Origin of the sequence: Arthrobacter sp. AK01 (genome assembly GCF_021109375.1) — a bacterium.
Taxonomy (GTDB): Bacteria; Actinomycetota; Actinomycetes; order Actinomycetales; family Micrococcaceae; genus Arthrobacter.
Window position 1 is genome coordinate 14,015 of sequence record NZ_JAJOHP010000003.1, and the last position, 25,409, is coordinate 39,423.

At 64.7% G+C, this 25,409-nt stretch carries 22 protein-coding genes; 10 read left to right on the plus strand and 12 right to left on the minus strand.

Annotated features, from left to right (window positions below; all coding sequences use genetic code 11):
• Positions 1–7: 7 nt before the first annotated feature.
• Genes LN996_RS01585 through LN996_RS01610 form a run of 6 tightly spaced genes read left to right on the plus strand, consistent with a single transcriptional unit; the run spans position 8 to position 5,552 of the window.
• Positions 8–1,009, plus strand: coding sequence for an ABC transporter substrate-binding protein (locus tag LN996_RS01585; protein WP_231338449.1), 1,002 nt, complete (start codon positions 8–10; stop codon positions 1,007–1,009).
• On the plus strand, positions 1,006–2,172 hold the full coding sequence (locus LN996_RS01590; protein ID WP_231338450.1) for an LLM class flavin-dependent oxidoreductase: 1,167 nt from the start codon (positions 1,006–1,008) through the stop codon (positions 2,170–2,172). Before LN996_RS01585 ends, LN996_RS01590 begins: the two co-directional genes overlap by 4 nt.
• Positions 2,156–2,983 carry a DUF1684 domain-containing protein gene (locus LN996_RS01595; RefSeq protein ID WP_231338451.1) on the plus strand — a complete coding sequence of 276 codons (828 nt, stop codon included), beginning with the start codon at positions 2,156–2,158 and terminating at the stop codon, positions 2,981–2,983. Before LN996_RS01590 ends, LN996_RS01595 begins: the two co-directional genes overlap by 17 nt.
• Positions 2,980–4,038, plus strand: a complete 1,059-nt coding sequence (locus LN996_RS01600; protein ID WP_231338452.1) for an LLM class flavin-dependent oxidoreductase — start codon at positions 2,980–2,982, stop codon at positions 4,036–4,038. Before LN996_RS01595 ends, LN996_RS01600 begins: the two co-directional genes overlap by 4 nt.
• Before the next feature lie 9 nt (positions 4,039–4,047).
• Entirely contained in the window at positions 4,048–5,394 is a 1,347-nt protein-coding gene (locus LN996_RS01605) for an NtaA/DmoA family FMN-dependent monooxygenase (protein ID WP_231338453.1), read from the plus strand.
• A 14-nt stretch (positions 5,395–5,408) separates the two neighbouring features.
• Positions 5,409–5,552, plus strand: coding sequence for a hypothetical protein (locus LN996_RS01610; protein ID WP_231338454.1), 144 nt, complete (start codon positions 5,409–5,411; stop codon positions 5,550–5,552).
• On the opposite strand, the gene LN996_RS01615 is transcribed toward LN996_RS01610, so the two are convergent.
• Both LN996_RS01615 and LN996_RS01620 read right to left on the minus strand, forming a co-directional pair.
• Complete coding sequence (locus LN996_RS01615; RefSeq protein ID WP_231338455.1) at positions 5,549–6,751, minus strand: VCBS repeat-containing protein; 1,203 nt, start codon at positions 6,749–6,751, stop codon at positions 5,549–5,551. The two genes, LN996_RS01610 and LN996_RS01615, sit on opposite strands and share 4 nt — an antisense overlap.
• A 64-nt stretch (positions 6,752–6,815) precedes the next feature.
• Positions 6,816–7,265 (minus strand): GNAT family N-acetyltransferase, encoded by a 450-nt coding sequence (locus LN996_RS01620; RefSeq protein ID WP_231338456.1) that lies wholly within the window; start codon positions 7,263–7,265, stop codon positions 6,816–6,818.
• 79 nt (positions 7,266–7,344) lie between these two features.
• Here LN996_RS01620 and LN996_RS01625 point away from each other — a divergent pair, with 79 nt between their 5' ends.
• Positions 7,345–8,274, plus strand: coding sequence for a threonine/serine dehydratase (locus LN996_RS01625; RefSeq protein ID WP_231338457.1), 930 nt, complete (start codon positions 7,345–7,347; stop codon positions 8,272–8,274).
• A gap of 81 nt (positions 8,275–8,355) precedes the next feature.
• On the opposite strand, the gene LN996_RS01630 is transcribed toward LN996_RS01625, so the two are convergent.
• On the minus strand, positions 8,356–9,354 hold the full coding sequence (locus LN996_RS01630; protein WP_231338458.1) for an ABC transporter substrate-binding protein: 999 nt from the start codon (positions 9,352–9,354) through the stop codon (positions 8,356–8,358).
• Between the two features lie 281 nt (positions 9,355–9,635).
• Between LN996_RS01630 and LN996_RS01635 the strand changes: the two genes are divergently transcribed.
• The gene (locus tag LN996_RS01635) at positions 9,636–10,625 is read left to right on the plus strand and encodes an LLM class flavin-dependent oxidoreductase (RefSeq protein WP_231338459.1); all 990 of its coding nucleotides are present in this window, start codon (positions 9,636–9,638) and stop codon (positions 10,623–10,625) included.
• Between the two features lie 106 nt (positions 10,626–10,731).
• A complete protein-coding gene (locus LN996_RS01640; protein ID WP_231338460.1) occupies positions 10,732–13,368 on the plus strand; it encodes a trehalase-like domain-containing protein in 2,637 nt (878 codons plus the stop codon).
• A 23-nt stretch (positions 13,369–13,391) separates the two neighbouring features.
• Here LN996_RS01640 and LN996_RS01645 read toward each other — a convergent pair whose 3' ends face one another.
• The 7 genes from LN996_RS01645 to LN996_RS01675 form a co-directional block, all read right to left on the minus strand.
• Positions 13,392–14,318: an AEC family transporter gene (locus LN996_RS01645; protein ID WP_231338461.1), complete on the minus strand. Its 927-nt coding sequence runs from the start codon at positions 14,316–14,318 to the stop codon at positions 13,392–13,394.
• A 184-nt stretch (positions 14,319–14,502) separates the two neighbouring features.
• A complete protein-coding gene (gene panD / locus LN996_RS01650) occupies positions 14,503–14,934 on the minus strand; it encodes an aspartate 1-decarboxylase (RefSeq protein ID WP_024818390.1) in 432 nt (143 codons plus the stop codon).
• Positions 14,935–15,027: 93 nt separating this feature from the next.
• Positions 15,028–16,380, minus strand: a complete 1,353-nt coding sequence (locus LN996_RS01655; RefSeq protein WP_231338462.1) for an EAL domain-containing protein — start codon at positions 16,378–16,380, stop codon at positions 15,028–15,030.
• A 173-nt stretch (positions 16,381–16,553) separates the two neighbouring features.
• Positions 16,554–18,074, minus strand: a complete 1,521-nt coding sequence (locus LN996_RS01660) for a rhamnulokinase family protein (protein WP_231338463.1) — start codon at positions 18,072–18,074, stop codon at positions 16,554–16,556.
• Positions 18,075–18,082: 8 nt separating this feature from the next.
• Positions 18,083–20,119 (minus strand): bifunctional aldolase/short-chain dehydrogenase, encoded by a 2,037-nt coding sequence (locus LN996_RS01665; protein ID WP_231338464.1) that lies wholly within the window; start codon positions 20,117–20,119, stop codon positions 18,083–18,085.
• A gap of 3 nt (positions 20,120–20,122) precedes the next feature.
• Positions 20,123–21,289: an L-rhamnose isomerase gene (gene rhaI / locus LN996_RS01670; RefSeq protein ID WP_231338465.1), complete on the minus strand. Its 1,167-nt coding sequence runs from the start codon at positions 21,287–21,289 to the stop codon at positions 20,123–20,125.
• Positions 21,286–21,693, minus strand: a complete 408-nt coding sequence (locus LN996_RS01675; protein WP_231338466.1) for an L-rhamnose mutarotase — start codon at positions 21,691–21,693, stop codon at positions 21,286–21,288. The genes rhaI and LN996_RS01675 overlap by 4 nt, the downstream gene beginning before the upstream one ends.
• A 126-nt stretch (positions 21,694–21,819) precedes the next feature.
• Between LN996_RS01675 and LN996_RS01680 the strand changes: the two genes are divergently transcribed.
• Positions 21,820–22,836: a LacI family DNA-binding transcriptional regulator gene (locus tag LN996_RS01680; RefSeq protein ID WP_231338467.1), complete on the plus strand. Its 1,017-nt coding sequence runs from the start codon at positions 21,820–21,822 to the stop codon at positions 22,834–22,836.
• Between the two features lie 80 nt (positions 22,837–22,916).
• On the opposite strand, the gene LN996_RS01685 is transcribed toward LN996_RS01680, so the two are convergent.
• Entirely contained in the window at positions 22,917–23,828 is a 912-nt protein-coding gene (locus tag LN996_RS01685; RefSeq protein WP_231338468.1) for an aldose 1-epimerase family protein, read from the minus strand.
• A complete protein-coding gene (gene araA, locus LN996_RS01690; RefSeq protein WP_231338569.1) occupies positions 23,825–25,360 on the minus strand; it encodes an L-arabinose isomerase in 1,536 nt (511 codons plus the stop codon). Before araA ends, LN996_RS01685 begins: the two co-directional genes overlap by 4 nt.
• Positions 25,361–25,409 lie beyond the last annotated feature (49 nt).

Genomic DNA, 25,409 nt, shown 5'->3' on the forward strand with positions numbered 1-25,409 from the left:
GAACCCCATGCTTCGCACTACCCGCGCTTTCGCCGCCACTTCCAAAACCAAGCTTTTGGCACTCGCTGTACTTCCCGCCGTCGTGCTTCCCGTGCTGGCCGGGTGCTCCGATCCCGGGGCATCGGCCGCCAAGCCCGAGTCGGAGGCTGCCAGGAATGGCATCGTCTACAACACCTCTGTCGACCAGAACCGGATCCGTGGCGAGAAAGACGCTGCCGCAGCGGGGGCCGTTCCGGCAGCCATCGCCAAGGACGGGAAACTGACGGTTGCTACCACTGCCGGTTCCATCCCGCTGTCCTTCCACGCCACGGACGACAAGACTCCCATTGGTGTGGAGGTGGACATTGCCCAGCTCGTGGCCGACAAACTGGGGTTGGAACTGGACCTCCAAGTGACGTCGTGGGAGAACTGGCCGCTCAAGACCCAGTCCGGCGACTTCGAAGCGGTGTTCTCCAACGTGGGTATCAACGCGGCCCGCGTGAAGCTGTTCGACTTCTCCACCTACCGCGCCGCCTACATGGGTTTCGAAGCGAAGAAGAGCTCCAACTACGACATCAAGGGCTCGGACGATATTTCCGGCCTGAAGATTTCCGTGGGCTCGGGCACCAACCAGGAGAAGATCCTGCTGGCGTGGAACAAGGAACTCGAAGAAAAGGGCAAGGCGCCGGCGACGCTGCAGTACTACTCCGCGGACGCCGACACCATCCTGGCTTTGTCCTCCGGCCGGACCGACCTGAACCTGGCGCCGTACCCGTCCGTCACCTACCGCGAGAACACCCGTGACGACCTCAAAGTCGTGGGCAAGGTCAATGCCGGCTGGCCGGCTGAGACGCTGGTCGCCGCCACCACTCTCAAGGGCAACGGATTGGCTCCGGCCATTACCGACGCGCTGAACTCCACCATCAAGGACGGCTCGTACGGCAAGGTCCTGGAACGCTGGGGCCTTTCCGAGGAAGCCTTGACGGAATCGAAGACTGTCACTGAAGCGACCTTTGGTGCCGGCAAATGAAGTTCCAGGTCCTGGACATCATTCCCCATGTGAAGAACCCGGTCACGGGGAAAATTGTCTCCACCGCTGACCGCCTGAACCAGGTGGTGGAGACAGCCCGGCGGGCGGAGGAGCTTGGCTATGACAGCTTCTCCGTGGGGGAACGCCACGCGGGCGAGTTCGTGTCGTCCTCTCCGACGACGGTCCTCGCCGCGATTGCCGCCGTCACCAGCCGCATCCGCCTGCAGACCGGTGTCACCGTGCTCTCCGTGCTGGATCCCGTGCGCGTGGCCGAGGACTACGCCACCATCGACCAACTGAGCCGTGGCCGACTGGAACTCGTGATCGGCAAGGGCAACGAGGTGCTCCAGTACCCCTTGTTTGGCCTGTCCCTGGACGAGCAATGGGAACTGCTCGCCGAAAAGTACGCACTGCTGCGCACGCTGTGGCGCAAGGAAAGCGTCACCTGGTCCGGCCGCTTCAGGCCCGCCCTCACGGAGCCGACCACGACGACGCCACGCCCCTTCGCGGGGTCGCCGCGGATTTGGCACGGCTCGGCTACAACCCTGACCTCCGCTGCGCTCGCCGCCAAGTGGGGAGATCCGCTGTTCACGGCCAATGCCATCCAGCCGCGGGAGAACTACAAGGTCCTGATCGACCACTACCGCGAAGAGTACGAGCGCCACGGACATGATCCCCGGCACCAGTACCTCGGCTCGGGCAGCGGTGCCGGTGGAGTGTTCATCGCGGACACCACGCAGGAAGCTATCCGCCAGTACGGTCCGGTCTACGAAGGCCTGACTGCCGGTCGCAACGTTCCCGGCAACAACTCGCCGTTCAGGGACATCCAGCACGCAGTGGCCGAGGGACCGGCCTTGGTAGGCAGCCCGGAGCAGGTCATCGACAAGATCCTCAGCTACCACTCGTTGTACGGCCACGATCTTCAGTCAATCTCCCTGCCTACAACGCTGCCGTTCGAACAGCAGCTCGAGATCCTGGAACGCTTCGCGCTGGAAGTTATCCCGGCCATCCGGGCGGCGGCACCCAGCACGCTGTGGGCCGCCGGGGATCCCTTCGCGGGCCGACCCGAATTCGCCGGGGCAACCGAAGCCGACGCTGCAGCAACCGTCACAGCCGACCATGCCTTCAACAGGAGTGATACCGCACATGTCTACGCACACTGAAACAGCACTCGAATCCTTCGACGAGGAATGGCAGGAGTGGCACGACGCCCACGAGCGGCACCGTGCCCACCCGCATGGCTTCCTCGCCGTGACCCACCTGCACTGGCTCAGCAGCGACGCAACTCGGCTGGAAGGCGCGCCGGGCACCTGGAGCGCGGATGCCGACGTCGTGCGTGTTGTCCTGGAACCGGGCGAAAGCCTGCAGCAGGACGGGGTGGAACTGAACAACGGCACTCCTGTGGAGCTTGGGCCGATCGAGGAACGTGGCGGGATCAGCCTGGTCTCGGGCGACACCGTGATCGAGGTTGCCAAGCGCGGCGGCGAGTACATCGTTCGGCCACGGAACCCGTCGAATGCCTTGTTGCAGGAGTACCAGGGCACGCCCGCCTACACACCCAACGCGGCGTTTGCCGTGGCCGGGACTTTCGTACCTTTCGAGGCGCCCCGCCCCACCACCGTGGGTGCCGCCGTCGAGGGTATCCAGCACGTGTACGAAGCTCCCGGTGAGATCCGCTTCAAGCTGGCCGGCGAGGAACTGGCGCTGACCGCGTTCAACGGCCACGCTCCTGGTTCCCTGTCGGTGCTGTTCACGGACCAGACCTCCGGCAAGACCACGTACGCCGCCAACCGCTCCCTGTCCGTGGTCCCGGCCGCTGATGGCTCGGTTGAGCTCGACTTCAACCGGGCCGTCAACCTGCCCTGCGCCTATACCGACCTCGCTACCTGCCCACTCCCGCCGGCCGAAAATCGGCTGACCGTGGCTATCGAAGCCGGCGAAAAGATCCCCTACGAACGTCAGGACCAGAAGTGAGTTCCCCTCAAGACAACAAGGCCGGGTTTCTGGCCATTGAACTCGATGGTGCCGGGTATCAGAACCTTGCCCGCGCTGTCCTCGCAGCCGAGTCCGCCGGTTTCCACGCGGCAACCTTCACGGACACTCCGGAAGCCGGACGGACCAACGCCCTGCAGCGCGCAGCCTTTGCCGGCCCCGTCACCCGTACCATCGCCGTGGTCCCCGAGGTGGACACCGTCTACACGGAACCGTTCCACGTCTCCACGCAGCTCGCCAGCCTGGACTACGTATCCGGTGGCCGGGCCGGGTGGATCGTGACTGCGGCCGAGTCGCCCGAGGCCGCTGCCGCCGTCGGACGTTCTTCGGTTGAAGGTGCCGCGCTGGCCCAGGAGGCTGCCGCGTCCATCGAGGTCGGGCGCCGTTTGTGGGACTCCTGGGAGGACGACGCCGTGATCCGCGACGTCGCCACCGGCCGGTACATCGACGTGGACAAGCTGCACTACGCGGATTTCGAAACGCCGTCTGATTTTGCAGGTGCCGGGTATTCCGTGAAGGGCCCCTCCATCATTCCGAGGCCCCTGCAGGGACAGTTGCCGGTGATCGCTGCTGCATCCTTGGTAGGCGAAGGTTTGGTTCCGGCCGACGCCGTGGATGCTGTCATGGTGTCCGCGCCCACGCCCGAACTGCTCGCTGCCGAAGTTCGTGACGTGCGTGCCCGCCTGGGTGCTTCCGTGGCAGTTGTTGCGGAGCTCGACGTCGTCCTGGACTCGCGCGGCGAAGCTGCGGCCTCGCGATCCTTGTCCGATGCGGAAACCGGACGGGCGCGGTTTGTCGGCTCTGCCGAGCGTCTCACCGACCTTCTCGATGCACTGCTCCAGGAGGCCGACGGCGTTCGCCTCCACCCGGATGTTCTGGATGCCGGGTTGGACGAACTGTCACGGGTGGTCCTGCCGGAACTTCGTCGCCGCGGTTCCTTGCGGCCGCCTATCCAGGACAGTACGTTCCGCGACCTGCTGGGCCTCGGACCGGCGGAGAACCGCTATGCAACCACCGCTTCCGGCGCAGGAAAGTAAGGGAACATCATGACACGCGACATTTTCCAGCCCAGCGGCCACATCCAGTTCGGTATCTTCTTCCAGGGCGTGAACTCCGGCACTATTTGGAAAGCCGCCGAATCCGGTTCGCAGACCGACTTTGAGTCGTTCCGCCGGATCGTCCAGACCGCGGAGCGCGGCAAGTTCGCCGCGTTCTTCCTGGGCGAAGGACTCCGGCTCCGCGAGCACCTTGGCCGGCCCCACGCCCTGGACGTGGTGGGCCGTCCGGACGCGCAAACCATGCTGGCCGCCTTGGCTGCCGTGACCTCCAACATCGGCTTGGTGGCCACCCAGAACACCACGTACAACGATCCCGCAGACCTCGCGCACCGTTTGGCGTCGCTGGACCTGATCTCCGGCGGCAGGGCTGCTTGGAACATCGTCACCACGGACAACGCCTGGACAGGGGCAAACTTCCGCCGCGGCGGCTACCTGGACCATGCCGACCGTTACAAGCATGCTGAAGCCTTCGTTGAGACCGCCAAGCGAATCTGGGATTCGTGGGAAACACCTTCGGGCCCGGCACGACGCGTTCTTCACGAGGGTCAGCACTACACCGTGGACGTCACCCCGTTGTTGCCCCGCAGCGCCCAGTACCGCCCCGTGCTTTTCCAAGCCGGCGACTCCCCGGACGGCCGTGACTTCGCGGCCCGCCAGGCAGACGTGATCTTCTCCGCGCACCCCAAGTTCGACAACGCCGTGGAATTCCGCCGCGACATCGTTGCCCGCTCCATCGCAGCCGGCCGCGGTGCCAACGCCGTGCAGATCATGCCGGCCAGCGAATTCATCCTCGCAGCCACAGACCAGGAAGCACAGGACAAGAAAGCATGGGTCCGCAGCCTGCAGATCGGCCCGCAGCAGGCCATTGCCTACCTGGAGCAGTTCTGGGGCCGCGAGCTCACCTCCTATGATCCCGATGGTCCCCTTCCGGAGATCGATCCCGTCGTGGAAGAAACCTCCGAGACCCGGGGCAGCGGGTTCCACGGCGCCAAGGCCCGGCAGCTCGCCGATCAGTGGAGGGCCGAGGCCAAGGACAAGGGCCTGTCCATCCGCCAGTTCGTCACGTCCAAGACGGCACGCGTCGACGCCACGTTCACCGGCTCCTACACCGCCGTGGCCGACCACCTCGCGGAATACGCACGGGTTGGTGCCGTGGACGGGTTCAACATCTCGCCGTGGCTCATCCCCACTGGCCTGGATGACATCGTGAACCACCTGGTGCCCGAGCTCCAGGAACGCGGCGTTTATCCCACGGAATACCGGGGCACCACCCTCCGCGAAAACCTTGGGCTGGAGACCCCGGTGCGCTCCGCTGAGTCGGTGCGGGTCTCATGAGCACGGGCCGCCTGGTGCAGCTCTGCCGGCGCTGGTTTGGCTTCACGCCGGACCAGCACGGCGGAGCGCCCGACGGCGGCGGGCCGGGTGCCGCCGTCGTCGACGGTTCGCGCGGGACCGTCAGCCTGCAGCTGACGGTGTTGGGGCAACCGCTCTAGAGCAGTTCCTTGAAGACGTTCCAACCCCGGCCGATAGGCCCGTACGGGCCATACAGCCCTGTGTTTGATGCGCCCGTAATGTAACTGAGAAGGTTGCCGTCGGCGTCAACGGCAGAGAGCTCGTTGTATTTCGAGTGGCCGGAACTGCCGAGCCCGGCCACCTCGGAAAACGTCTCCCACCCCGGGCCGAGGGACGCAGGTTCCTCCCAGCCGCCCTCGCCGTCAGTGGGGTACTGGTGCAGGTAGCCGTCCTGGTCGCGTCCGAAGATGTCCACGGCACCATCGGCATTCATGTCGCCGCCGGTGATGATCTTGTTCATGACCTGCCAGCCCCAGCCCACCTGCTCCGGGTCGAGCCAGCCGCCCTCGCCGTCGCCGGGGTAAAGGAAAAGTCCGCCCGCGGCGTCGCGTGCCAGCACATCGTTGGTGCCGTCGCCGTTGAAGTCGCCCGGACCGACAATGGTGTTGAAGATGTTCCAGCCCTGGCCAACTTGCTGCCGCTCGAGCCAGCCGCCCTCGCCGTCGCCGGGGTAGAGGAACAGGTTGCCCGCCGCGTCCCTGCCGAGGAGATCATTGAAGCCGTCCCCGTCGAAGTCTCCGGGGGAGAAGACGATATTGAAGACGTTCCACCCTTGGCCTACCTGCTGGGGCTCGTCCCACGAACCCCAGTACGCAGGACAGGGTCCCTCGCAGGCGCCCTTGTAATAGGTATATGTCCGCGGGTACAGGATGAGCCGGCCGTCGTTGGTCCGGGCGAGCGGTTCAAAATTGCCCCGTCCGGTCCAGCCCATCGCCCGGCTGGATGCCTTGATGGGCAGGGACTCCGCGCTCAGTTGCGTGCCGGTGGGGCAGCCCTGGCTCCCCGGTGTCAGAGGGTGCACCCGCATCGAAATGCGGCTGCCCTGGTCCTCCGGGAGGATCCGCAAGGTTTCCCCTTGCCGTTCCTCAGGGAGCGCCTCGCCGTCGCGCAACCACTCCAAAGTAATGGCGTCGCCCGAGCCGTCCGCATCCCTGCAGCCCCAATAGCTGTAGTCGTACTGTCGGCGCAGTTCGGCACCCACGTACGCGGCGCCGTCGATGATGGGCGTTGGTTGGTTGTCCGCAGTGGCTGGCGGTGCGCCGGTAGCCAAGAGCCCGGCCGCCAGGGCCATTGCTGAAAGCGTTGAAAACCGCTTGGTGCGCGCTCGAACGTTCCCCATGATGTTCCCCCCCGGAAGCCGGCATTGATGTTTGTGCTGACGTTACCGCACAGGCGGCTGGCAGTCAGGAGGCGCTGGGGTTTGGGGCCACCATGAACACATCGATCGGGCCCTCGGACTCCAGCACAAAGCCATGCCGCTCATACAAGTGGCGGGCGGCGCTGCCTTGAAGCACGTTCAAACGGAACGGGCGTTCGTCAACGGAACCCGCCAAGACGTGTCGGAGCACGGCACCGCCCAGGCCCCTGCCTTGATGGGTCGGGGCAACGTAGAAGTGCTCAATCCACCGCGCGTCCGGCTCGGGACGAACGGCAATGACACCGGCATCCACGCCGTCGGTATGGATGATGTACGTGTACTCCGGCTGGAAACCGTTCAGGAAGCGCTCGCGGACACGGACGGGATCGAACCGCTGCAACCGTTCCAGGTCAGGGCGCATCACCACGGCCCTGAGTTCCGCGATCCAGGCAGCGTCGGAGGCAACGGCAGGGCGGAGGGCAAAATCGGCAGGCATGGATCCAGCCTATGCTGCACAGTCGGTCAGGACGTCTTCGCAAACCATAGGATGAAACGGACGGAAAGGTGCAGCCACGATGGTCACACGCGAAGAAGTAGAAGCAGCGTACTCACGGACAGCGGGTTGGGTCCGCCATACGCCCCTTGCCGAGAGCGGCGACCAGGAGCCCTACCACCTGTGGTTCAAATGCGAATACATGCAGCACACAGGCTCTTTCAAAGCCCGTGGCGCGTTCAACCGCCTGCTCACAGCGAAGGAAAACGGCGAGCTGGACCCGGCAGTCGGCGTCGTGGTGGCTTCCGGTGGCAACGCGGGCCTGGCCAACGCCTATGCCGCAGCCAAGCTGGGAGTCCCCGCCACCGTCTTTGTTCCCGAGTCTGCCCCGGCAAACAAGGTCCATAAGCTCTACGCCATTGGTGCCACCGTGGTCCAGGGTGGCGCCGAGTACGCCGAGGCCTACGCGGCCGCAGTACGGTTCGCCGAGGAGAAGGGCGCGGTCTACTGCCACGCCTACGACCAGCCGGAGATCGTGGCGGGCGCCGGCGGGGTAGGGCTTGAGCTGCTGGATGAACTGCCCGACGTCGACACCATCCTCGTTGCTGTTGGCGGCGGCGGCCTGATGGGCGGCATCGCGGCGGCGGCAGAGGGCAGGGCGCGTGTTGTGGGCGTCGAACCGGAAACGGTTCCCACCCTGCACACCGCGCTGGCCCAAGGCGAACCAGTGGATGTGGCGGTCTCCGGGATCGCGGCCGATTCCCTCGGCGCCCGCCGGATCGGCGAGATTGGCTTCGGAGTCGCCAGCCGCACGGGTGTCCAGAGCGTGCTGGTCACGGATGAGGACATCGTCCAGGCACGCCGTGCCCTCTGGGAGAAGCACCGGATCGTCGTGGAACACGGTGCTGCCGCAGCGTACGCGGCGTTGCTGTCCGGCGCCTACACTCCACGGGCGGGCGAAACCGTGGCAGTGATCCTCTGCGGGGCCAACACGGACCCCGCCCACTTCTAACCGCACCCAAGTAGGTCGCAGCAGATGCCCTCCTGAGGTTTCAAAAGGGCATCTGCTGCTACTCAGTCGGGTCAGCGGTTCCTACTTTTTGGGCAGGCCTGCCGGGTTCAGTTCGGACGCGGGGATGGCCTCGGAAGAGAGACCCCAACGGTCCAGGATCTTTCCGTAGTTGCCGTCCTTGATCAGGGTATTGAGCGCAGCCTGGGCGGCCACGGCCAAGCCGTTGCCCTTCTGGGTGGTGAACGCGATCTCGGCCTTCAGCGGCCAGCCACCTTCCAGCGTGCCCACCTCCTTGGTCTTGCCGTCCTTGGCCGCCTTGTAAGCGGCCGAAGCGTTTGGCCCGAACGTGAGGTCCGCGCGGCCTGACTGGAGGGCGAGCTGGGAGGCGGAGTCGTCGTCGTAATACTGGAACTCAACCGGCTTCAAGCCGTTCTTCTTGTTCTCCTCGTCCCAGCGCACCAGGATGGCTTCCTGGTTGGTGCCCGAGCCGACGATGATGCGTTTGCCGGCCACGTCCTTCGCTTCCTTGATGCTTGAAATGTCCGAGTCCGTCTTGGCGTAGAAACCCAGGAGGTCGTTGCGGTACGTGGCGAAGTCGAACTTCTCCTTGCGTGCTTCGGTGACTGTCACGTTGGACAGGACGGCCTCGTACTTGCCTGATTCGACGCCCAACGGCCAGTCAGCCCACGCCACCGGCAGCACCTCGACCTGCAGTCCCAGGCTCTCGCCCACAGCATAGGCAATATCCACTTCGCTGCCGATGAGGGTCTTGTTATCCGTAGCGAAGGTGCTCAGCGGGGGAGTGCCGCCGGTGGTGACCACTGTGAGCTTGCCGTCGGCCTTGATGGCGTCCGGAACCAGTGCGGCCGCCGCGGAGTCCACGCTCACCTTGATGCGGTCCTGCTGCGGGGTCAGGTTGAATTCCTTGGTGCTTGATGAGGCGTTCGCGCTTGCCGACCCTTGTGGAGCGGACGCGTTGCTTGCCGCTGTCGCCCCAGGATCGGAGCAGGCCGCGAGCCCCAACAGGGCGGTAGCGGCCAGCGCCGCGGTCACGCCGGATTTGGCTGCGAAACGTGCCATTTGTTCTCCTTGGATTGCCCGAATCGGGAAGTCTGATGCGTACTTGTGGCTGCAACTATCCGGCAGCCCGCTGATACAGGTCAAAGCCCCCTGAAACGCTGGGATACAGGGGTTCACGGCGGTTAATCGGGCGTACAACGGGGTCACAAAACTGCCCCGGGACCTTCGGAAAACCGAGCGCGACGCAACTCACAGAAATAAGCCGGGTGCCGCCGTCGTTGTCGCTAGAGTGCCCGGCAACCAACAGTGCGGGCACCGCAAACGTACCGAAAGGCCTCCCCGTGACTGTTCCTCTTTCCATCCTCGACCTGGCAACAATCGGCAAGGGCCAGACGGTAGCGGAAAGCCTCGCGGGCAGCGTCGCGATGGCGCAGAAGGCTGAAGAGCTGGGCTACCGTCGCGTTTGGTATGCGGAGCACCACAACATGTCCGCCATTGCCTCCTCGGCTACCAGCGTGCTGATTGCGCACGTCGCCGCGCACACCAACACCATCCGCCTCGGGGCAGGTGGCGTCATGCTGCCCAACCACTCGCCGCTGACCATCGCGGAGCAATTCGGCACACTCGAGACCCTGCACCCGGGACGAATCGACCTCGGGCTGGGACGCGCGCCCGGCAGTGACCAGAACACCATGCGCGCCTTGCGTCGCGACCACACGTCCTCGGACAGGTTCCCGCAGGACGTCCTGGAACTTCAGGGATACCTCACTGGACCCACGCGCATCCAAGGCGTTGAAGCGACGCCGGGCAAGGGCACCAACGTGCCGCTCTACATCCTGGGCTCCTCGCTGTTCGGTGCCCAGCTGGCCGCCCAGTTGGGCCTTCCCTACGCGTTTGCTTCACACTTCGCTCCTGCTGCCCTGCAGGACGCTGTTGCGGTCTACCGACGCGAATTCAAGCCGTCCGAGCAGTTGTCCCAGCCGCACGTCATCGCGGGCGTGAACGTCACAGCGGCGGACTCCAATGCCGAGGCACAAGCCATCCACCTCGCCGTGAAGCGCGCCCGGGTGTCCCTGTTCTTCGGCGGCGGACGCGAGTTCACCGATGACGAGGCCGACATGGTTCTCGACTCGCCGCAAGGCCAGCACATCGCCCAGATGATGAAGTTCTCCGCTGTAGGAACCAAGGACGTGGTGCGTGACTACCTTGATGAGTTCGCGGCGTTCGCCGATGCCGACGAGCTGATCGTGGCGCACCAGAGCATCGGAACCGAAGAACGCCTGCGGTCCGTGGAGCTCGTGGCCGAGGTCGCAGGACTGGTTCCTGCGTAACCCTGCATAAATCCAAGGAATAGCTTTACGCATTTGCAATCTACTAGGTAGTCAAGCGAAACCGTCCGGGCGGAGACTGTAGCTATCCGCTTCGGAAGGATTCGCCATGCCTACGCATTTGAACCAATCAGTCGCCGATTCCGCGCTGCTGATGAAATCGCTCCCGCTTGGCCTGCTCCGGACAGTGCTCCAGTCCGACGCGGAGAATGGCATCACCCCGCAGTTGTTCGCGGAGCTCAGGGTCCTCGCCCGGGTCCCTGGTTTGTTGGTGGCCTGCAACTATGGGGGCACCCTGTGTTCGGCGGAGGGCGTTTCCACAGAGACCTTGCCCCTGGACAGTGCCGCCGTTGCCCTTCGGGCGCTCGCCGCCCTACCCAACACCCACACCGCCATTATTTCCGGGCGGTCCCTCAGGGATCTGGCCGCAGTGTCGCGGCTGCCGGCCGAGGTGCACTTGGTGGGCTCCCACGGGGTTGAGTTCGACATGGGCTACGCCTACACGCTCTCGCTTGCCACGGAACAACTGCTCCAGCAGGCGGCCACCGCACTGACGGAAGCCGTCGGGTTCGAAAAAGGCATCAGCATTGTCCGCAAACCAGTGGGCGTCGCGGTGCACACCCGGCCGGCGACCCCTGAAGTAGTGGACCGGGTGATTTTCGCTTCGCAGAAGATCGCCATCGAGTTTGGTCTGTACTTCATCATTGACGGAACGGTCCTGGACCTGACCGTCGAAGAACCAGCCAAGGGACAAGCCCTGGAACAGCTCCGGTCAAGGCTTGGGGTCAGCGCTGCGCTGTACGCGGGAGACGCCGAGAGTGATGAAAAGGCGCTCGCCACCCTGCGCGGCCCGGACCTTGGGTTGCATGTCGGCGCGGGGGATACGACGGCGGCACACACCATTCCGGACCCGGAGTCCTTTGCGCGTGTGCTGGCTTTGTTGTTCGAACTACGGCGGGCGTGGCTGTTCGGCGAGGACGCAGTAGGCCTGGAACGACATTCGATGATCGGCAACGGAAGTTCCACGGCGCTGCTCACTCCGGATGCCAAGGTCTGCTGGATGAGCCACCCTTTGCCCGATTCCGGATCCCTGTTTGCGCACATCCTGGGCGGCGACCCCGCCGGCCACTTCAGTATTGAGCCGGTGAAGCCCTCGCAGGTGCTGGCGCAGCGCTACGTGGATAACACCATGATCGTCGAAACCCGCTGGGCCGATGTCACGGTGACCGATTATCTGGAGCCCGCACCGGAGGGCATCACCAGCCTGGTTCGCGTCCTGTCCGGGACGGGTGATGCGCGCGTCGTGTTCGCACCACGGCCCGACTACGCCAATGCTCCTTTCAATATGGAGATCCGCGGCGATGAGGTCCACATCATCGGCACCTCGGATCCGATCATTCTTTCGGCGCCGGGCGTTGATTTCACCATCACCAGCGACGGAAAGTATGCGACGGCGACAGCCCAGGTCGCCCTTCAGTCCGGGCCCGTGGTCCTGAATCTGCGCTGCGGTGACACTGAACCGCCACCCCCGGACCCGACCGGCGAACCCCAGCGGCGTGCCGCCGTCGGGCAGGTATCGCGGGAGTGGGTCAAGGCCCTGCAACTGCCAACCATCAAAACGTCGCTGGTGCGGCGCTCGGCGCTGGTGCTCAAGTCGCTCGTCCACGAGCCCACGGGCGCGGTACTGGCCGCGCCCACCACGTCCCTGCCCGAGGGCATCGGCGGGACAAGGAACTGGGACTACCGGTATTGCTGGCTCCGGGACGGGTCCATGACGGTGAACTCGTTGGTGTCTTTGGGATCCACGGAAGAAGCTGACGGTTTCCTCAGCTGGCTGGGGCGCATCCTGGAGAACGCTCCCGGGCCCGAATGGCTGCACCCCTTGTATTCGGTAACAGGGTCACCGCTGTCCACTGAAGCCATCGTGGAGAGCCTGCCAGGTTATGCAGGATCGCGCCCGGTGCGGATCGGCAACGCCGCGGACCACCAGGTGCAGTTGGACGTGTTTGGGCCAATCGCCGAGCTCATTCACGATCTTGCGGAGCGGCGCGGCTTTTTGCCGGACGAACACTGGTACCTCATGGAGCAGATGGCTCACGCCGTGCTTGCCCGCTGGCATGAGCCGGACCACGGGATCTGGGAAGCCCGCCGACCGCCGCGGCACCACGTGTACACCAAGGTCATGTGTTGGGTGACGCTGGATCGTGCCCTCCGGACTGCGGCCCTGCATGGGCGGGTGGCGCATGCTGACTGGGCGCCCAATGCCCAAACCATCCGGGAGGAAGTTCTCCGGGAGGGGTGGGACGAGTCCGCCGCTTCCTACAGCGTTGCCTACGACAGCCCGGACCTTGACGCCGCGGTCCTGCACATCGGTTTGTCCGGCCTGTTGGACGCCCAGGACCAGCGGTTCCTGGACACCGTTACTGCCGTTGAGCGCGAGTTGCGTGTGGGGCCCACGGTTTTCCGTTACAGGTACGACGACGGCCTGCCGGGTTTGGAGGGCGGCTTCCACATCTGCACCACCTGGCTGATCGAGGCATACCTCGCTGTTGGCCGCCTGGACGATGCCCTGGAGCTGTTCAACCAGTTGGTGGCACTGTTTGGCCCCACAGGCCTCCTGCCGGAAGAGTACGATCCCGGAACGGAAACGCACCTGGGCAACCATCCGCAGGCTTACTCGCACCTGGGCTTCATACGCTGTGCGCAACTCCTGGACCATTACCTGGCCAGCGCAGACGTGGAGTAAACCCCTCCTTGGGTAAGGCAGCGCTACGCGAGCAGCAGCGCCACGGCGATCATCGCGGGCACGGCCACGATAGTGGTTATCAGCACGGTGTCCTTGGCCACGGTGATTCCTGCCTGGTACCGGTTGGCAGCGACGAACACATTCTGGGCCGTCGGCAGCGCGGACGTGACCACCACGGCGAACAGCGCATGCCCGTCCATGCCCAAGGCAAAACGGGCGATCAGGTAGGCGATCAACGGGTGCACAACCAGTTTGAAGCCGCTCGCCAGCAACGTATCCACCCTGCGTCCAGCGGATTTCTGCAGCGGCTTGGATCCATTGAGGCTCATGCCGAAAGCCATCAGCATGGCCGGAATCGCCGCTCCGCCGATCAGGTGGATGGGCTCCAGGATCAGCGTTGGGACCTGGAATCCGGTACCGGCCACCAGCAGGCCGAGTGCCGAGCCCACGATCATGGGATTCTTCACGATCATCAGCAGGAAGCGCAGTGGAGTGGTGCGGTGTGTGCTGGTGCTGGCATCGAGGGCCATCAGGTACATGGGTGTGAAGAAGGCCAGTTGGAAGATCAGCAGCGGCGCCACATAGCTCGCATCGCCCAGCACAAACACGGCAATGGGGATACCGAGGTTCGCGGAGTTGGCCAGGGACGAGCTCATGGACGACATGAGGGCTTCCGGCATGGCGCGCTTCAGCCAAAACTTCACGATCAGGAAGAACAAAAGGCCGGTGATGATGGCGCCCACCGCGGTGACCAAGAGAGGCGCTGCGAAGACATCGTGCAGCTTGGCCTTGCTCAACGTCTCGAACAGGAGCGCCGGGCTTGCTACGAAAAAGGTTAGAGAGCTCAGGACGGATCGGGCGTTCTCGCCGAGGATCTCCCGACGCCCCACGAACATGCCCACCAGGATGATGGCCCAGACAACGAAGAACCCCGACAGGACGCCAATCATGACAGCGTGCGGGTGGGGTCTCGTAGGATCACGAACACCAGCCTAGCCAACGCTGCCACGCGAGTAAGCGTTTTCTCGCCAGAGTTCCGGCATGCGGACACTGGAGTTTTTGTACAGCTAATGACCTTATAGGGCCGTCTTAGCGGCATTAACTGTACAAAAACGCGTTCGTTGCTGTGGAGACTTAGCTGAGGTGCGCTGCGTTACTCAGCGCGTGCGGCGGGCGCATGAGCCCGGGGGTATGGCCCTCGGCGGGGTCGTTGCCGAGCTGCAGGATCTTGTTGTCCTTGCCCACGTGGACCACCCTGGGCTCGTAGCTCCGGGCCTCCTCGGTGGTCATCTCCGCGTAGGTGATGAGGATGACGGTGTCGCCAACATGGACCATGTGGGCGGCCGCTCCGTTGATCCCTATCACGCCGGAACCGCGCTCGCCGGCGATGGTGTAGGTCTCCAGCCGGGCGCCGTTGGTGACGTCCACAATGGAGACGAGTTCACCGGGAAGGATATCGGCCGCGTCCAGGAGGTCCAGGTCGACAGTGACCGAACCGACGTAGTGGAGGTCGGCGTGGGTCACCGTTGCGCGGTGGATCTTGGACTTGAACATTGTGCGGATCATAATGCGATCAGTTTAGCGCGGCAGCCTCATCCAGCGCTGTGACGTACAAGACGTTCGCGGGACGTCTGCGGGGCGTCGCTCGCCTTGGCGGAGTCAGCTTCCAGGCAGCCCCGCCCATTTGATCCAATCCGTCGGTTGCGTGGAAGGTTTGCCCAGAAAGTAGCCTTGAGCCGCCGACATGCCCAATTCCGTAATGACCTGAAGCTCCGCCGCTGTCTCCACGCCTTCGGCTGTCACCGATGCGCCGATCTCCGTGGCAAAGCTGACCATGGAAGCAGCGAGGGCACGGTTGGATGCTTGGCGATCAATCCCTTTGATGATGCTGCGGTCCACTTTGATCACTTCCGGGTCAAGCTTCATGATGTGCCTCATGGAGGCGAACCCGGCGCCGGCATCATCGACCACCAGGTGGACGCCCCTGGCGCGCAGTGGTGCCACGGCTGCGGCCAGTTGCTCGTAGTCGAGCACTTCCTGCCGCTCAGTGAGCTCCAAACTGAGCCTGTCCGGGTTGATCGCTGCGCCAGCAAGTGCGTCCTGGATCCGCTGGTCGAGGCAGGCGCCGGGAGACAAATTAACGGCCAAGCTGAACTCGCCGGGCAATTTGGTGGCGGTGTGAAGAGCTGTTCTCAGGGCCAACAGCTCCAGGTCTATTCCCAGCCCCACGGTTTCAGCTCTGGTGAACCAGGCTTCGGGGGACGTCGTGGCCGCATCAGGAAAGCGGGATAGTGCCTCGACCCCCAAGGTCCGCCCGGTCTTGATGCACAGAAGTGGTTGAAAAGCGGTGACAAGGGCCTGCGAGGATATGACGCCCAGGACAAGGGAGCGTTCAGCGTCCAGAGCTGTGCCGCCGGTTGCGGTGCTCGGACGGGCCAGGCCTTCGAATCCGATCGCCAAGCCCGAAGCGTCATAGACCGTGTGCCCGCTGACGTCCATGACAACCCGGGTGCCGTCCCGGTGCCTGCAAGCCAACGTCACGCCGTCGAAGTACGATTCGGCACCGTTATCGGCGTCGGGACGCCACACCGAGGCAAGGTCCAGAGGATCCAGGACGAGGCTGATGGGGCTTCCCGTGAGTTCTTCCGGGGTATATCCAGTCAGTTGTTGGCACATTGGACTCGAGTGGGTGATGATGCCCGCTGTATCCACCGCCCAGAGCCACTCCTTGCTGGTCACCATCATGGTCCGGGAGCCTGGTTCGGAAGCGTTTCGAGGTGGTTCGCTGGACCTCTTCTTCGGCAGCTTCTTCGTCACCGCACGAACAAGCAAGAACAGAAGTACTACTGCCGACATGACTATCAGCGGGTCAAGCAGCCACAGTTGCGGAAGTGACTGCCTGCTCGGTTCCCGGTTAAACCACGACGGGACGCGCACCATTAGTACCAGGAGCACGTTGACCAGGGCGGCGACAGCCAACCACACCCATACCGGCACTTTCCTGAGCAACATCAGGCGCCCGGAGTCTTATGCCGACCCAGAGGCGATTGGGTGGAATGTGCCGTGCTGGCCACCTTCAGGCAGTGTTTTCTCCTGCAACGAATCTGTCCCCCTTCGTGTGGCCCTCCCGGACTGTCGGCATCAGGCCATGATTCCTCAGCGTACTTCCATCGGCCTCCTGTTCCCTAGGACATGCCGGACTCCTGTGGCACCAGTTCCCTGGAGCTCTGGTACCGCACCAGATCCGTTCCTGCAGCCACGAGTTCGCGCAGCTCAACCAGCCCTCCGGTCACCACTCCAGCGGCCCGTGCCTGGACCAGGACATTGCCCTGGGCTGTCGCCTCAACGGGTCCGGCGATCACGGGTTTGCCAGTGGCATCGGCGGTGAGCTGGCACAGGAGCCGGTTCTGCGAACCGCCACCGACAATGTGCACTACGCCGGTAGCGCGGCCGGTGAGCCGCTCGGCATCGGCCAAGGTCCGTGCATACCCGGCCGCGAGGCTGTCCATGATGCAACGCACGACGGCGGCGGGCCGGTCCGGGAGCACCGCGCCAGTGTTGCGCACGGCTGAGCGGATCCGGTCCGGCATGTTGTCCGGTGCCGTGAAGCTGGGGTCGTCGGCGTTGATCTGAGGTCCGCCGGCAGGAAGTGCTGCCGCCGAGTCGAGCAGTGCCGTGAGTGCTTGCGTGTAGCCTTCAGCGGCCCACGCACGTTGGCACTCGCTGAGCAACCAGAGGCCACCGACATTGCGGAGGTACCGGACGGTTCCGTCCACGCCGCGTTCGTTGGTGAAGTTGGCCTGTCGGCTCGCTTCGCTGAGCACCGGGCGGGAGAGCTCCACGCCTACCAAGGACCAGGTGCCGGAGGAGATATACGCGAAATCCTGGTCCTCTGCGGGGACTGCGGCAACGGCTGATGCGGTGTCGTGCGAACCCACGGCAACCACGGTGGTGTCCGCCGGGAGGCCCGTCAGTTCAAGGATTCCCGGCAGCAGCGTTCCGACGGTTTCGCCGGGCTGGATGAGCGGCGGGAAGAGGTTCCGGGGCAAGCCGAGGGCATCAAGGAACTCGACGGCCCATTCACCGGCAACAGCGTCGAACAGCCCGGTAGTGGAGGCGTTCGTGGCCTCGGTCCGGCGTTCACCCGTCAGCAGGAACGCGATCAGGTCCGGGATCAGGAGAGCCTGCAGCCCGTCCAGGGTGGGCTCCGCTGCGAGCTGGTAGAGGGTGTTGAACTGCAAAAACTGCAGGCCGGTGGTGGCATACAGCCTCTCCGGGGGAATTGCTGCATGCACGCGCTGCACCGTCGCCCGGCTGCGCTCGTCCCGGTAGCTGAACGGAACCGAGGTGAGGTCGCCGGCGTCGTTCACCAATCCGTAGTCCACGGCCCAGGTGTCGATGCCGATGCTGGCGATGCGCTCGCCGTTCGTGGCCGCCACGGAAGCGGCAGCCGCCAAGCCCTTGAGCACCTCGGCGAAGAGGGCGTCGAAGTCCCAGCGGAGGCCGCCGTCGAGCTCCACCACCCCGTTGGGGAAGCGGTGGGTCGTCTCGAGCGACACACCGGATACCGAGGAGACGCGGCCCAGCATGACGCGGCCGGAGGAGGCCCCGATGTCGATGGCGGCGAACACGGCGTTGCGGCCCGCGGGAGCGGACACCGCCCCGGCGTGTGCCGGGACGGTGCTCGCGATGGTTCCGTTGGTCACTGTCGGTCCTAGCGGAGGAATGCTGCCGCGACGCCGGCGTCCACGGGGATGTGGAGGCCAGTGGTGTGCGATAGCTCGTTGCTGGTGAGCACGGCGGCGGCGTTGGCCACGTGTTCCGGGAGGACTTCGCGCTTGAGGAGCGTGCGCTGGGCGTAGTACTTGCCCAGTTCCTGCTCGTCCACGCCATACACCGCGGCACGCTTGGCGCCCCAGCCGCCGGCGAAGATGCCGGAGCCGCGGACCACGCCGTCGGGGTTGATGCCGTTGACGCGGACACCGTACTCGCCCAGTTCAGCTGCGAGCAGGCGGACCTGGTGGGCCTGGTCGGCTTTGGTGGCGGAGTACGCGATGTTGTTCGGGCCGGCGAACACAGAGTTCTTGGAGGAGATGTAGATGATGTCCCCGCCCAGGCCCTGATCGATCATGACCTTGGCCGCGGCCTTGGACACGAGGAACGAGCCCTTGGCCATGACGTTGTGCTGGAGGTCCCAGTCCTTTTCCGTGGTCTCCAGCAGAGGCTTGGAGATGGACAGGCCGGCGTTGTTGACCACCAGGTCCAGGCCGCCGAACGCGAGCACGGCTTCCTGTATGGCGGAGGCGATCTGGGCTTCGTCGGTCACGTCCGCCTGCACGCCGATGGCGACGTCGGATCCGCCCAGTTCCTCGGCGACCTTCTGCGCGTTCTCAAGGTTCAGGTCGGCAATGACGACGCACGCGCCGTCGGACGCCAAACGGGTGGCGATTGCCTTGCCAATGCCCGACGCCGCTCCGGTCACCAGTGCGATACGGGTGGCGTGGGACTTGGGCTTGGGCATCCGGGCGAGCTTGGCCTCCTCCAATGCCCAGTACTCGATGCGGAACTTCTCGGATTCCTCGATGGGGGCGTAGGTGGAGATGGCCTCGGCGCCGCGCATCACGTTGATGGCGTTGAGGTAGAACTCGCCGGCCACGCGTGCGGTCTGCTTGTCCTTGCCGAAGGAGAACATGCCCACGCCCGGGATCAGCACGATGGCAGGGTCCGCGCCGCGCAGGGCCGGGCTGTTCTCGTCTGCATGGCGGTCGTAGTACGCCTGGTAGTCCTCGCGGTAGGCGGCGTGCAGTTCCTTCAACCGTTCCACTGCTTGTTCCAGAGGAGCGTCAGCCGGCAGGTCCAGGACCAGCGGCTTGACCTTGGTGCGCAGGAAGTGGTCCGGGCAGGACGTACCCAGTGCGCCGAGGCGGGGGTGCTCTTCCGCGGCGAGAAATTCAAGAACGACGGCGTCATCACTGAAATGCCCCAGCTGCGGTTTGTCCGTGGAGGCCAAGCCTCGGATCACCGGTGCGAGGGCAGCAGCTTTGGCTTTGCGCTCAGCCTCGGGAAGCGCGGCGTAGCCGGGGAGCTGCGCGCCGAAGGGCTCGGTCTTGCCGTTGTCCTTGATGTAGTTCTCGGCCTGGTCAATGATCCAGAGCGAGTTGGCCTCGGCCTCTTCGCTGGTGGCACCCCACGCCGTGATGCCGTGGCCGCCCAGGATGGTGCCGATGGCCTGCGGGTTGGCTTCCTTGATCGCCGCGATGTCCAAGCCGAGCTGGAAACCGGGCCGACGCCACGGAACCCAGACAACCTTGTCGCCGAAGACCTTTGAGGTCAGCGCTTCGCCGTCAACCGCCGTCGCGATCGCGATGCCCGAGTCCGGGTGCAGGTGGTCAACGTGCGCAGCGTCCACCAAGCCGTGCATGGCGGTATCGATCGACGGCGCGGCGCCGCCTTTGCCGTGGAGGCAGTAATCGAACGCGGCCACCATTTCGTCTTCACGCTCGACGCCGGGGTAAACGGACTTGAGTGCCTGCAGCCGGTCCAGCCGGAGTACTGCGAGGTTCTCAGCTTTCAGCGTGCCGAGGTCGCCGCCGGAGCCTTTGACCCAGAGGAGCTCGACGTCCTGGCCGGTAACCGGGTCCTTCTCGGTGCCCTTGGCGGAGGTGTTGCCGCCGGCGAAGTTGGTGTTCCGCTTGTCCGCACCGAGGCGGTTGGAACGGGAAATGAGCTCTTCAACAGTCTTGCTGGTCATCTTTTACGCGCCCCATCCGGCTTGCTGGCCGCCTGCGCGGTCCTCGTTGATCTTCTTCTGGTAGCCGCTGGCCTTGTAGGCGGCCATCGGGTCGGCGGGCAGCCCGCGGGATTCGCGCCACTCGGCCAGGACCGGGCGGACGTCGGTGTAGAAGGCATCGTTGAAGATGCCGTTGGCGGCCAGGACATCCCCTGCACCCTGGGCTTCGGAGAGCGCCGCGGTGTCGATGAGCAGGGCGCGGGCCGTCATTTCCTGGACGTTGAGGACCGAGCGGATCTGGCCTGGGATCTTCTCTTCCAGGTTGTGGCACTGGTCCAGCATCAGCGCGACGCCGGAATCCTTGCCGAAACCGCCGCCGCGGATGACTTCGTGCATGATGCGGAACAGCTGGAACGGATCAGCTGCGCCAACAATGAGGTCGTCATCGGCGTAGAAGCGGGAGTTGAAGTCGAAGGAACCCAGCTTGCCCAGCCGCAGGAGCTGCATGACGATGAACTCGATGTTGGTGCCCGGGGCGTGGTGGCCGGTGTCCAGGCAGACGAAGGCCTTCTCGCCGAGGGCAAGGGTCTGGGCGTAGGAGGTACCCCAGTCCGGAACATCGGTGTGATAGAAAGCCGGCTCGAAGAACTTGTACTCCAGCACCAGGCGCTGCTCGTCGCCGAGGCCCGCGTAGATCTCCTGCAGGGACTCGGCCAGGCGGTCCTGGCGGCCGCGGATATCATCCTGGCCCGGGTAGTTGGTGCCATCAGCCAGCCAGATCTTCAGGTCCTTGGAACCGGTGGCGTGCATAATCCCGATGCATTCCAGGTGGTGATCGATCGCGCGGCGGCGCACAGACTCGTTGGACGAGGTGAGGGAACCGAACTTGTACTCGTCGTCCTGGAAAGTGTTGGAGTTGATGGTGCCCAGCCCAACGCCCAGTCCTGCGGCGTACTCGCGAAGCGCGGCATAGTCCTCCACCTTGTCCCACGGAATGTGCAGGGCAACGGTGGGAGCCAGCCCCGTGAGTTCGTGGACCTTGGCGGCGTCGGCGATCTTTTCCTGAACGGTGCGCGGCGTACCCGGAGTGCCGAAGACCTTGAACCGGGTCCCGGAATTCCCGTAGGCCCAGGACGGCACTTCAATGGCCAGTTCCCCTAGACGGCCCAGGGCCGATTCTGTGGTGTTCATGCTTGTTCCTTCTGGTATTCGTGGGCGGAGTCTTTGTCTATGTGTGTGGGGCCGGTGGCGTCTGTGACGAGGCCGGCAGCTGCGAGCTGGTCTTCAAGGTTGAAAACTTCCTCGACGATCTCAAAGCCTTGGTCCGGGGGGACGTCGCTGTTCGCGAAGAGGGCGGCCATGTCGGCCTGCCAGCGTGCGTTGACCTCTGTGACTGCCATGCGGGCCTGGGCTGCCTCGTAGTCTTCGCACTCCAGGTAACCGATCAATTGGCCGTCGGGAGCGAGGAACAGGGAATAGTTGTTCCACCCGGCGTTCTTCAGCGCGGACAGCATCTCCGGCCATACGGCGGCGTGGCGCTGCTTGTACTCGGCCATCAGTTCCGGCTGGACTGAAGAGCGGAAACAAACCCTCATGTGCGGATCTCCAGGGTTACTCGTCTTTGAATCGTTTCATTTGTTACGATTCAAATTACCCTCGTAAACGGGAGGGTGTCAAGGCGTTTCCAACACATTGACGTCAGCCAGCGGAGATCGGAAAGCATGTCCCAGACAGCCAGCATCAAAGACGTTGCCACCCACGCCCAAGTAGCAGTGGGAACTGTTTCCAACGTGCTGAACTATCCGGATCGGGTCTCGCAGAGGACCAAGGAACGCGTCCTGAAATCCATCGCCGAACTCGGCTTCGTGCGCAACGACGCCGCCCGCCAGCTCCGCGCCGGCCAAAGCAGGACGATCGGCCTGATCGTGTTGGACGTCGGGAACCCCTTCTTCTCCTCAGTAGCGCGTGCCGCCGAGGATGCTGCCACCGCCCTGGGAAGTGCCGTGCTGGTAGGGGACAGCGGCCAGGACGCTTCCCGCGAAGCCCATTACATGGACCTGTTCCAGGAGCAGCGGGTCCAAGGCCTGCTGATCTCTCCGGTGGGTGATGTGGGGGAACGGATCGACACCCTCCGCGAACGCGGCGTGCCCACGGTCCTGGTGGACGAACTTGCAGACACCGAGCGTTGCAGCTCAGTCTCCGTGGATGACCAGGAAGGCGGCTATTTGGCCGCCAAGCACCTGCTGGACACGGGCCGCCGTCGTCTGGCTTTTGTTGGAACGCCGTCCATCCGCCAGGTGGCCAGCCGACTCAAGGGCGCGCAGCGTGCCGTGGCCGAGGTGCCGGGGGCGAGTGTCGAGGTTCTGGACTCCGCCGGGCAGACGGTCCTTGCAGGCCGGCAAGTGGGTAACGGCCTGGTGGAGCGCACTCCCGACGAACGGCCCGAAGCCGTCTTCTGCTCCAACGACCTCCTGGCCCTCGGAGTCATGCAGTCGCTGACCATGCTGCGGACCGTCCGGATTCCCGAGGACATCGCCCTGATTGGCTATGACGACATCGACTTCGCTGTCTCCGCCGTGGTGCCGTTGTCCTCCATTCGCCAGCCCACCGAGGCTCTTGGCCGGACGGCCATCGAGTTGCTCGCGGAGGAGCAGGAGAGCGGCGGAACCAAGCACCGGTCTGTGGTGTTCACTCCCGAGCTGGTGGTCCGCCAAAGCACTGCGGGCGCTGGCAGTTAAGTCCCCGCGCACCCAACTGAGTAACAGCACATGTCCCAATGGACGCCCATAGCGACATGTGCTGTTACTTAGTTGGGTAGCTACAGGGCGTAGATGCTCCAGGACGCAGTGTGCTCTGCCCCGGGTTCCAAACGGATGAGGTCCGTGCCGCTGTTGAAGGCATCCGGCGGACAGGTCATGGGCTCCACGGCAAGGCCGATGCGGCCTGGGATCGGCGCCGGCTTGTCCGCCGTATGGATCTGAAGCCACGGGCAGCTTTCGTCCCAGGACATCCCGACGCCGGAGCCTCCGACGCCGGTGCCCGCCGGGTCCCGCACGGAAAGCCGCGCCAGCCCGCCGTCGAACGCAATGTCCGTGAAGGCATGGTCGATTTCGGTGCTGCCAATGGCCCGCGCTGGGCGGAAGTCGAAAGCGTGACCTTCCACTGGCACGGTGCCGACGGGCAGCAACCTGTCGGGCGTGACTTCAAGGAACGACTCCGCGGAAAACTCGAGGACCCACTCGTCCAGCGGCGAGGGCCCTGCGACCAGGTAGGGGTGGGGGCACACGCCATAGGGGGCGGCGACGTCGGCAGCGTTCCGGGCCGTGACGGAGGTGTGCAGTCCGGTGTCGTCCAGCGTGTACCGCGCCTCAAGTTCCAGGACGAAGGGGTAGCCCGGCGTCGGGCCCACGGTGCACGTCAAGGTGAGCGAACCGGCGTCGGACTCCTTCAGCGTCCAGTCGAGCGGGAAGGCGAGCCCATGCAACGCAGTGGCCCGCTCAGGTTCGTTGATCGGCAAGTGGTACGCAGCGCCGTCGAAGGTGTACCCGCCGTCGGCGATCCTGTTCGGCCACGGAGCGGCGATGATGCCACGGTAATCCGGGATCGGACCGCCGGCAGCGAAGGGGACAATAAGGTCCCGGTCGTCGAACTGCAGTACGCGCAAGGCGGCGGCCTGGGCGGTGACAACGGCCGTGTAACCGCCCGCGCTCAGCGTGTATTCAGTGCTCACAGGCCGCCGGCCAGCTTGTAGTAGGCGGCGTTCCAGTTGAGTTCCTTCTTGAACTGTTTGATGGTGGTGCCTTCGTCGATGGTGAGGAGTTCGGTCTTGGCGATTTCGGCGAAGTCCTCGAACACGTCCAGGCCCACCTGCGTGGACAATACCGTGTGGTGTGCGGCGCCGGCAGTGAGCCACGCGGCGGCCGAGGTAGCGAAGTTGGGCTTTGGCTCCCAGAGCGCGCGGGCAACCGGCAGATTGGGGAGCGGCTGGTCGAGGTCGACGACGTCCACCACGTTCGCGACCAGGCGGAACCGATCGCGCATATCGGACAGAGCGACGACGACGCCAGGGCCGGCGTCGGTGTCGAACACCATGCGGACGGGGTCTTCCTTTCCGCCGATGCCCAACGGGTGGATCTCAACGCGCGGCTTTGTGGCGGTCAGCGATGGGCAGACCTCCAGCATGTGCGCACCCAGGATCTTCTCCGAGCCCGGCTCCAGGTGATAGGTGTAGTCCTCCATGAGTGAGGCGCCGCCAGGAAGGTCTCCGCCCATGACCTTGGCTGCGCGCACCAGGATGGCAGTCTTCCAGTCACCCTCGGCGCCGAAGCCGTAACCGTCGGCCATCAGGCGCTGGACGGCCATGCCGGGGAGCTGGCGCAGCTCGCCCAAGTCCTCGAAGGAAGTGGTGAACGCTGCAGAACCGTTGGCTTCCAGGAAACTGCGGAGCCCCAGCTCGATCTTGGCGCTGTAGCGCAGTGATTCGTGGCGGGCGCCGGCTGCTCTTAGCTCCTCGGCCACCTCGTAAAGGCGCTCGTACTCGGCAACCAAGGTGTCGACGTCGGACTCGCTGGCCGCGTGGACGGCGGCGGCGAGTTCGTTGACGGACCAGGTATTTACTGAGACGCCGAAGCGCAGCTCGGCTTCGGTCTTGTCGCCTTCTGTGACGGCGACGTTGCGCATGTTGTCGCCGAAACGGGTCAGCTTCAGCGTGCGGACGGCGGCCCAACCGGCCGATGCGCGCTGCCAGGCGCCCACCTGGCGGGCGACCTCAGGATTGCTGACATGCCCGACGACGGTCTTCCGCGGCACGCCGAGGCGCGACTGGATGTACCCGAATTCGCGGTCGCCGTGGGCTGCCTGGTTCAGGTTCATGAAGTCGAAGTCGATGTCAGCCCAAGGCAGGTCCCGGTTGGCCTGCGTGTGCAGGTGCAGCAACGGCTTGCGGAGCGTGTCGAGGCCCTGGATCCACATCTTGGCAGGGCTGAACGTGTGCATCCAGGCGGTCACGCCGATCACGGAGTCATCCGAGTTGGCCTCCAGTGCGGTGCGGCGGATGGCGTCGGAATCGGTGAGGACCGGCTTCCAGACGAGCTTGACCGGGACGTCGCTGGTGGCGTTAAGGGCATTGGCAATCTCCTGCGACTGCGCTGCGACCTGCTTGAGGACATCCTCGCCGTAGAGGTGCTGGCTACCGGTGAGGAACCAGACCTCGTACTGATCAAGGGATGTGCTGCTGGCGGATGTGTTGGTGGCGCTGGGCATTTTCATGGCTCCTGGGTGTGATCCGGGGTTGGGACGCTGGCGGGTTGAG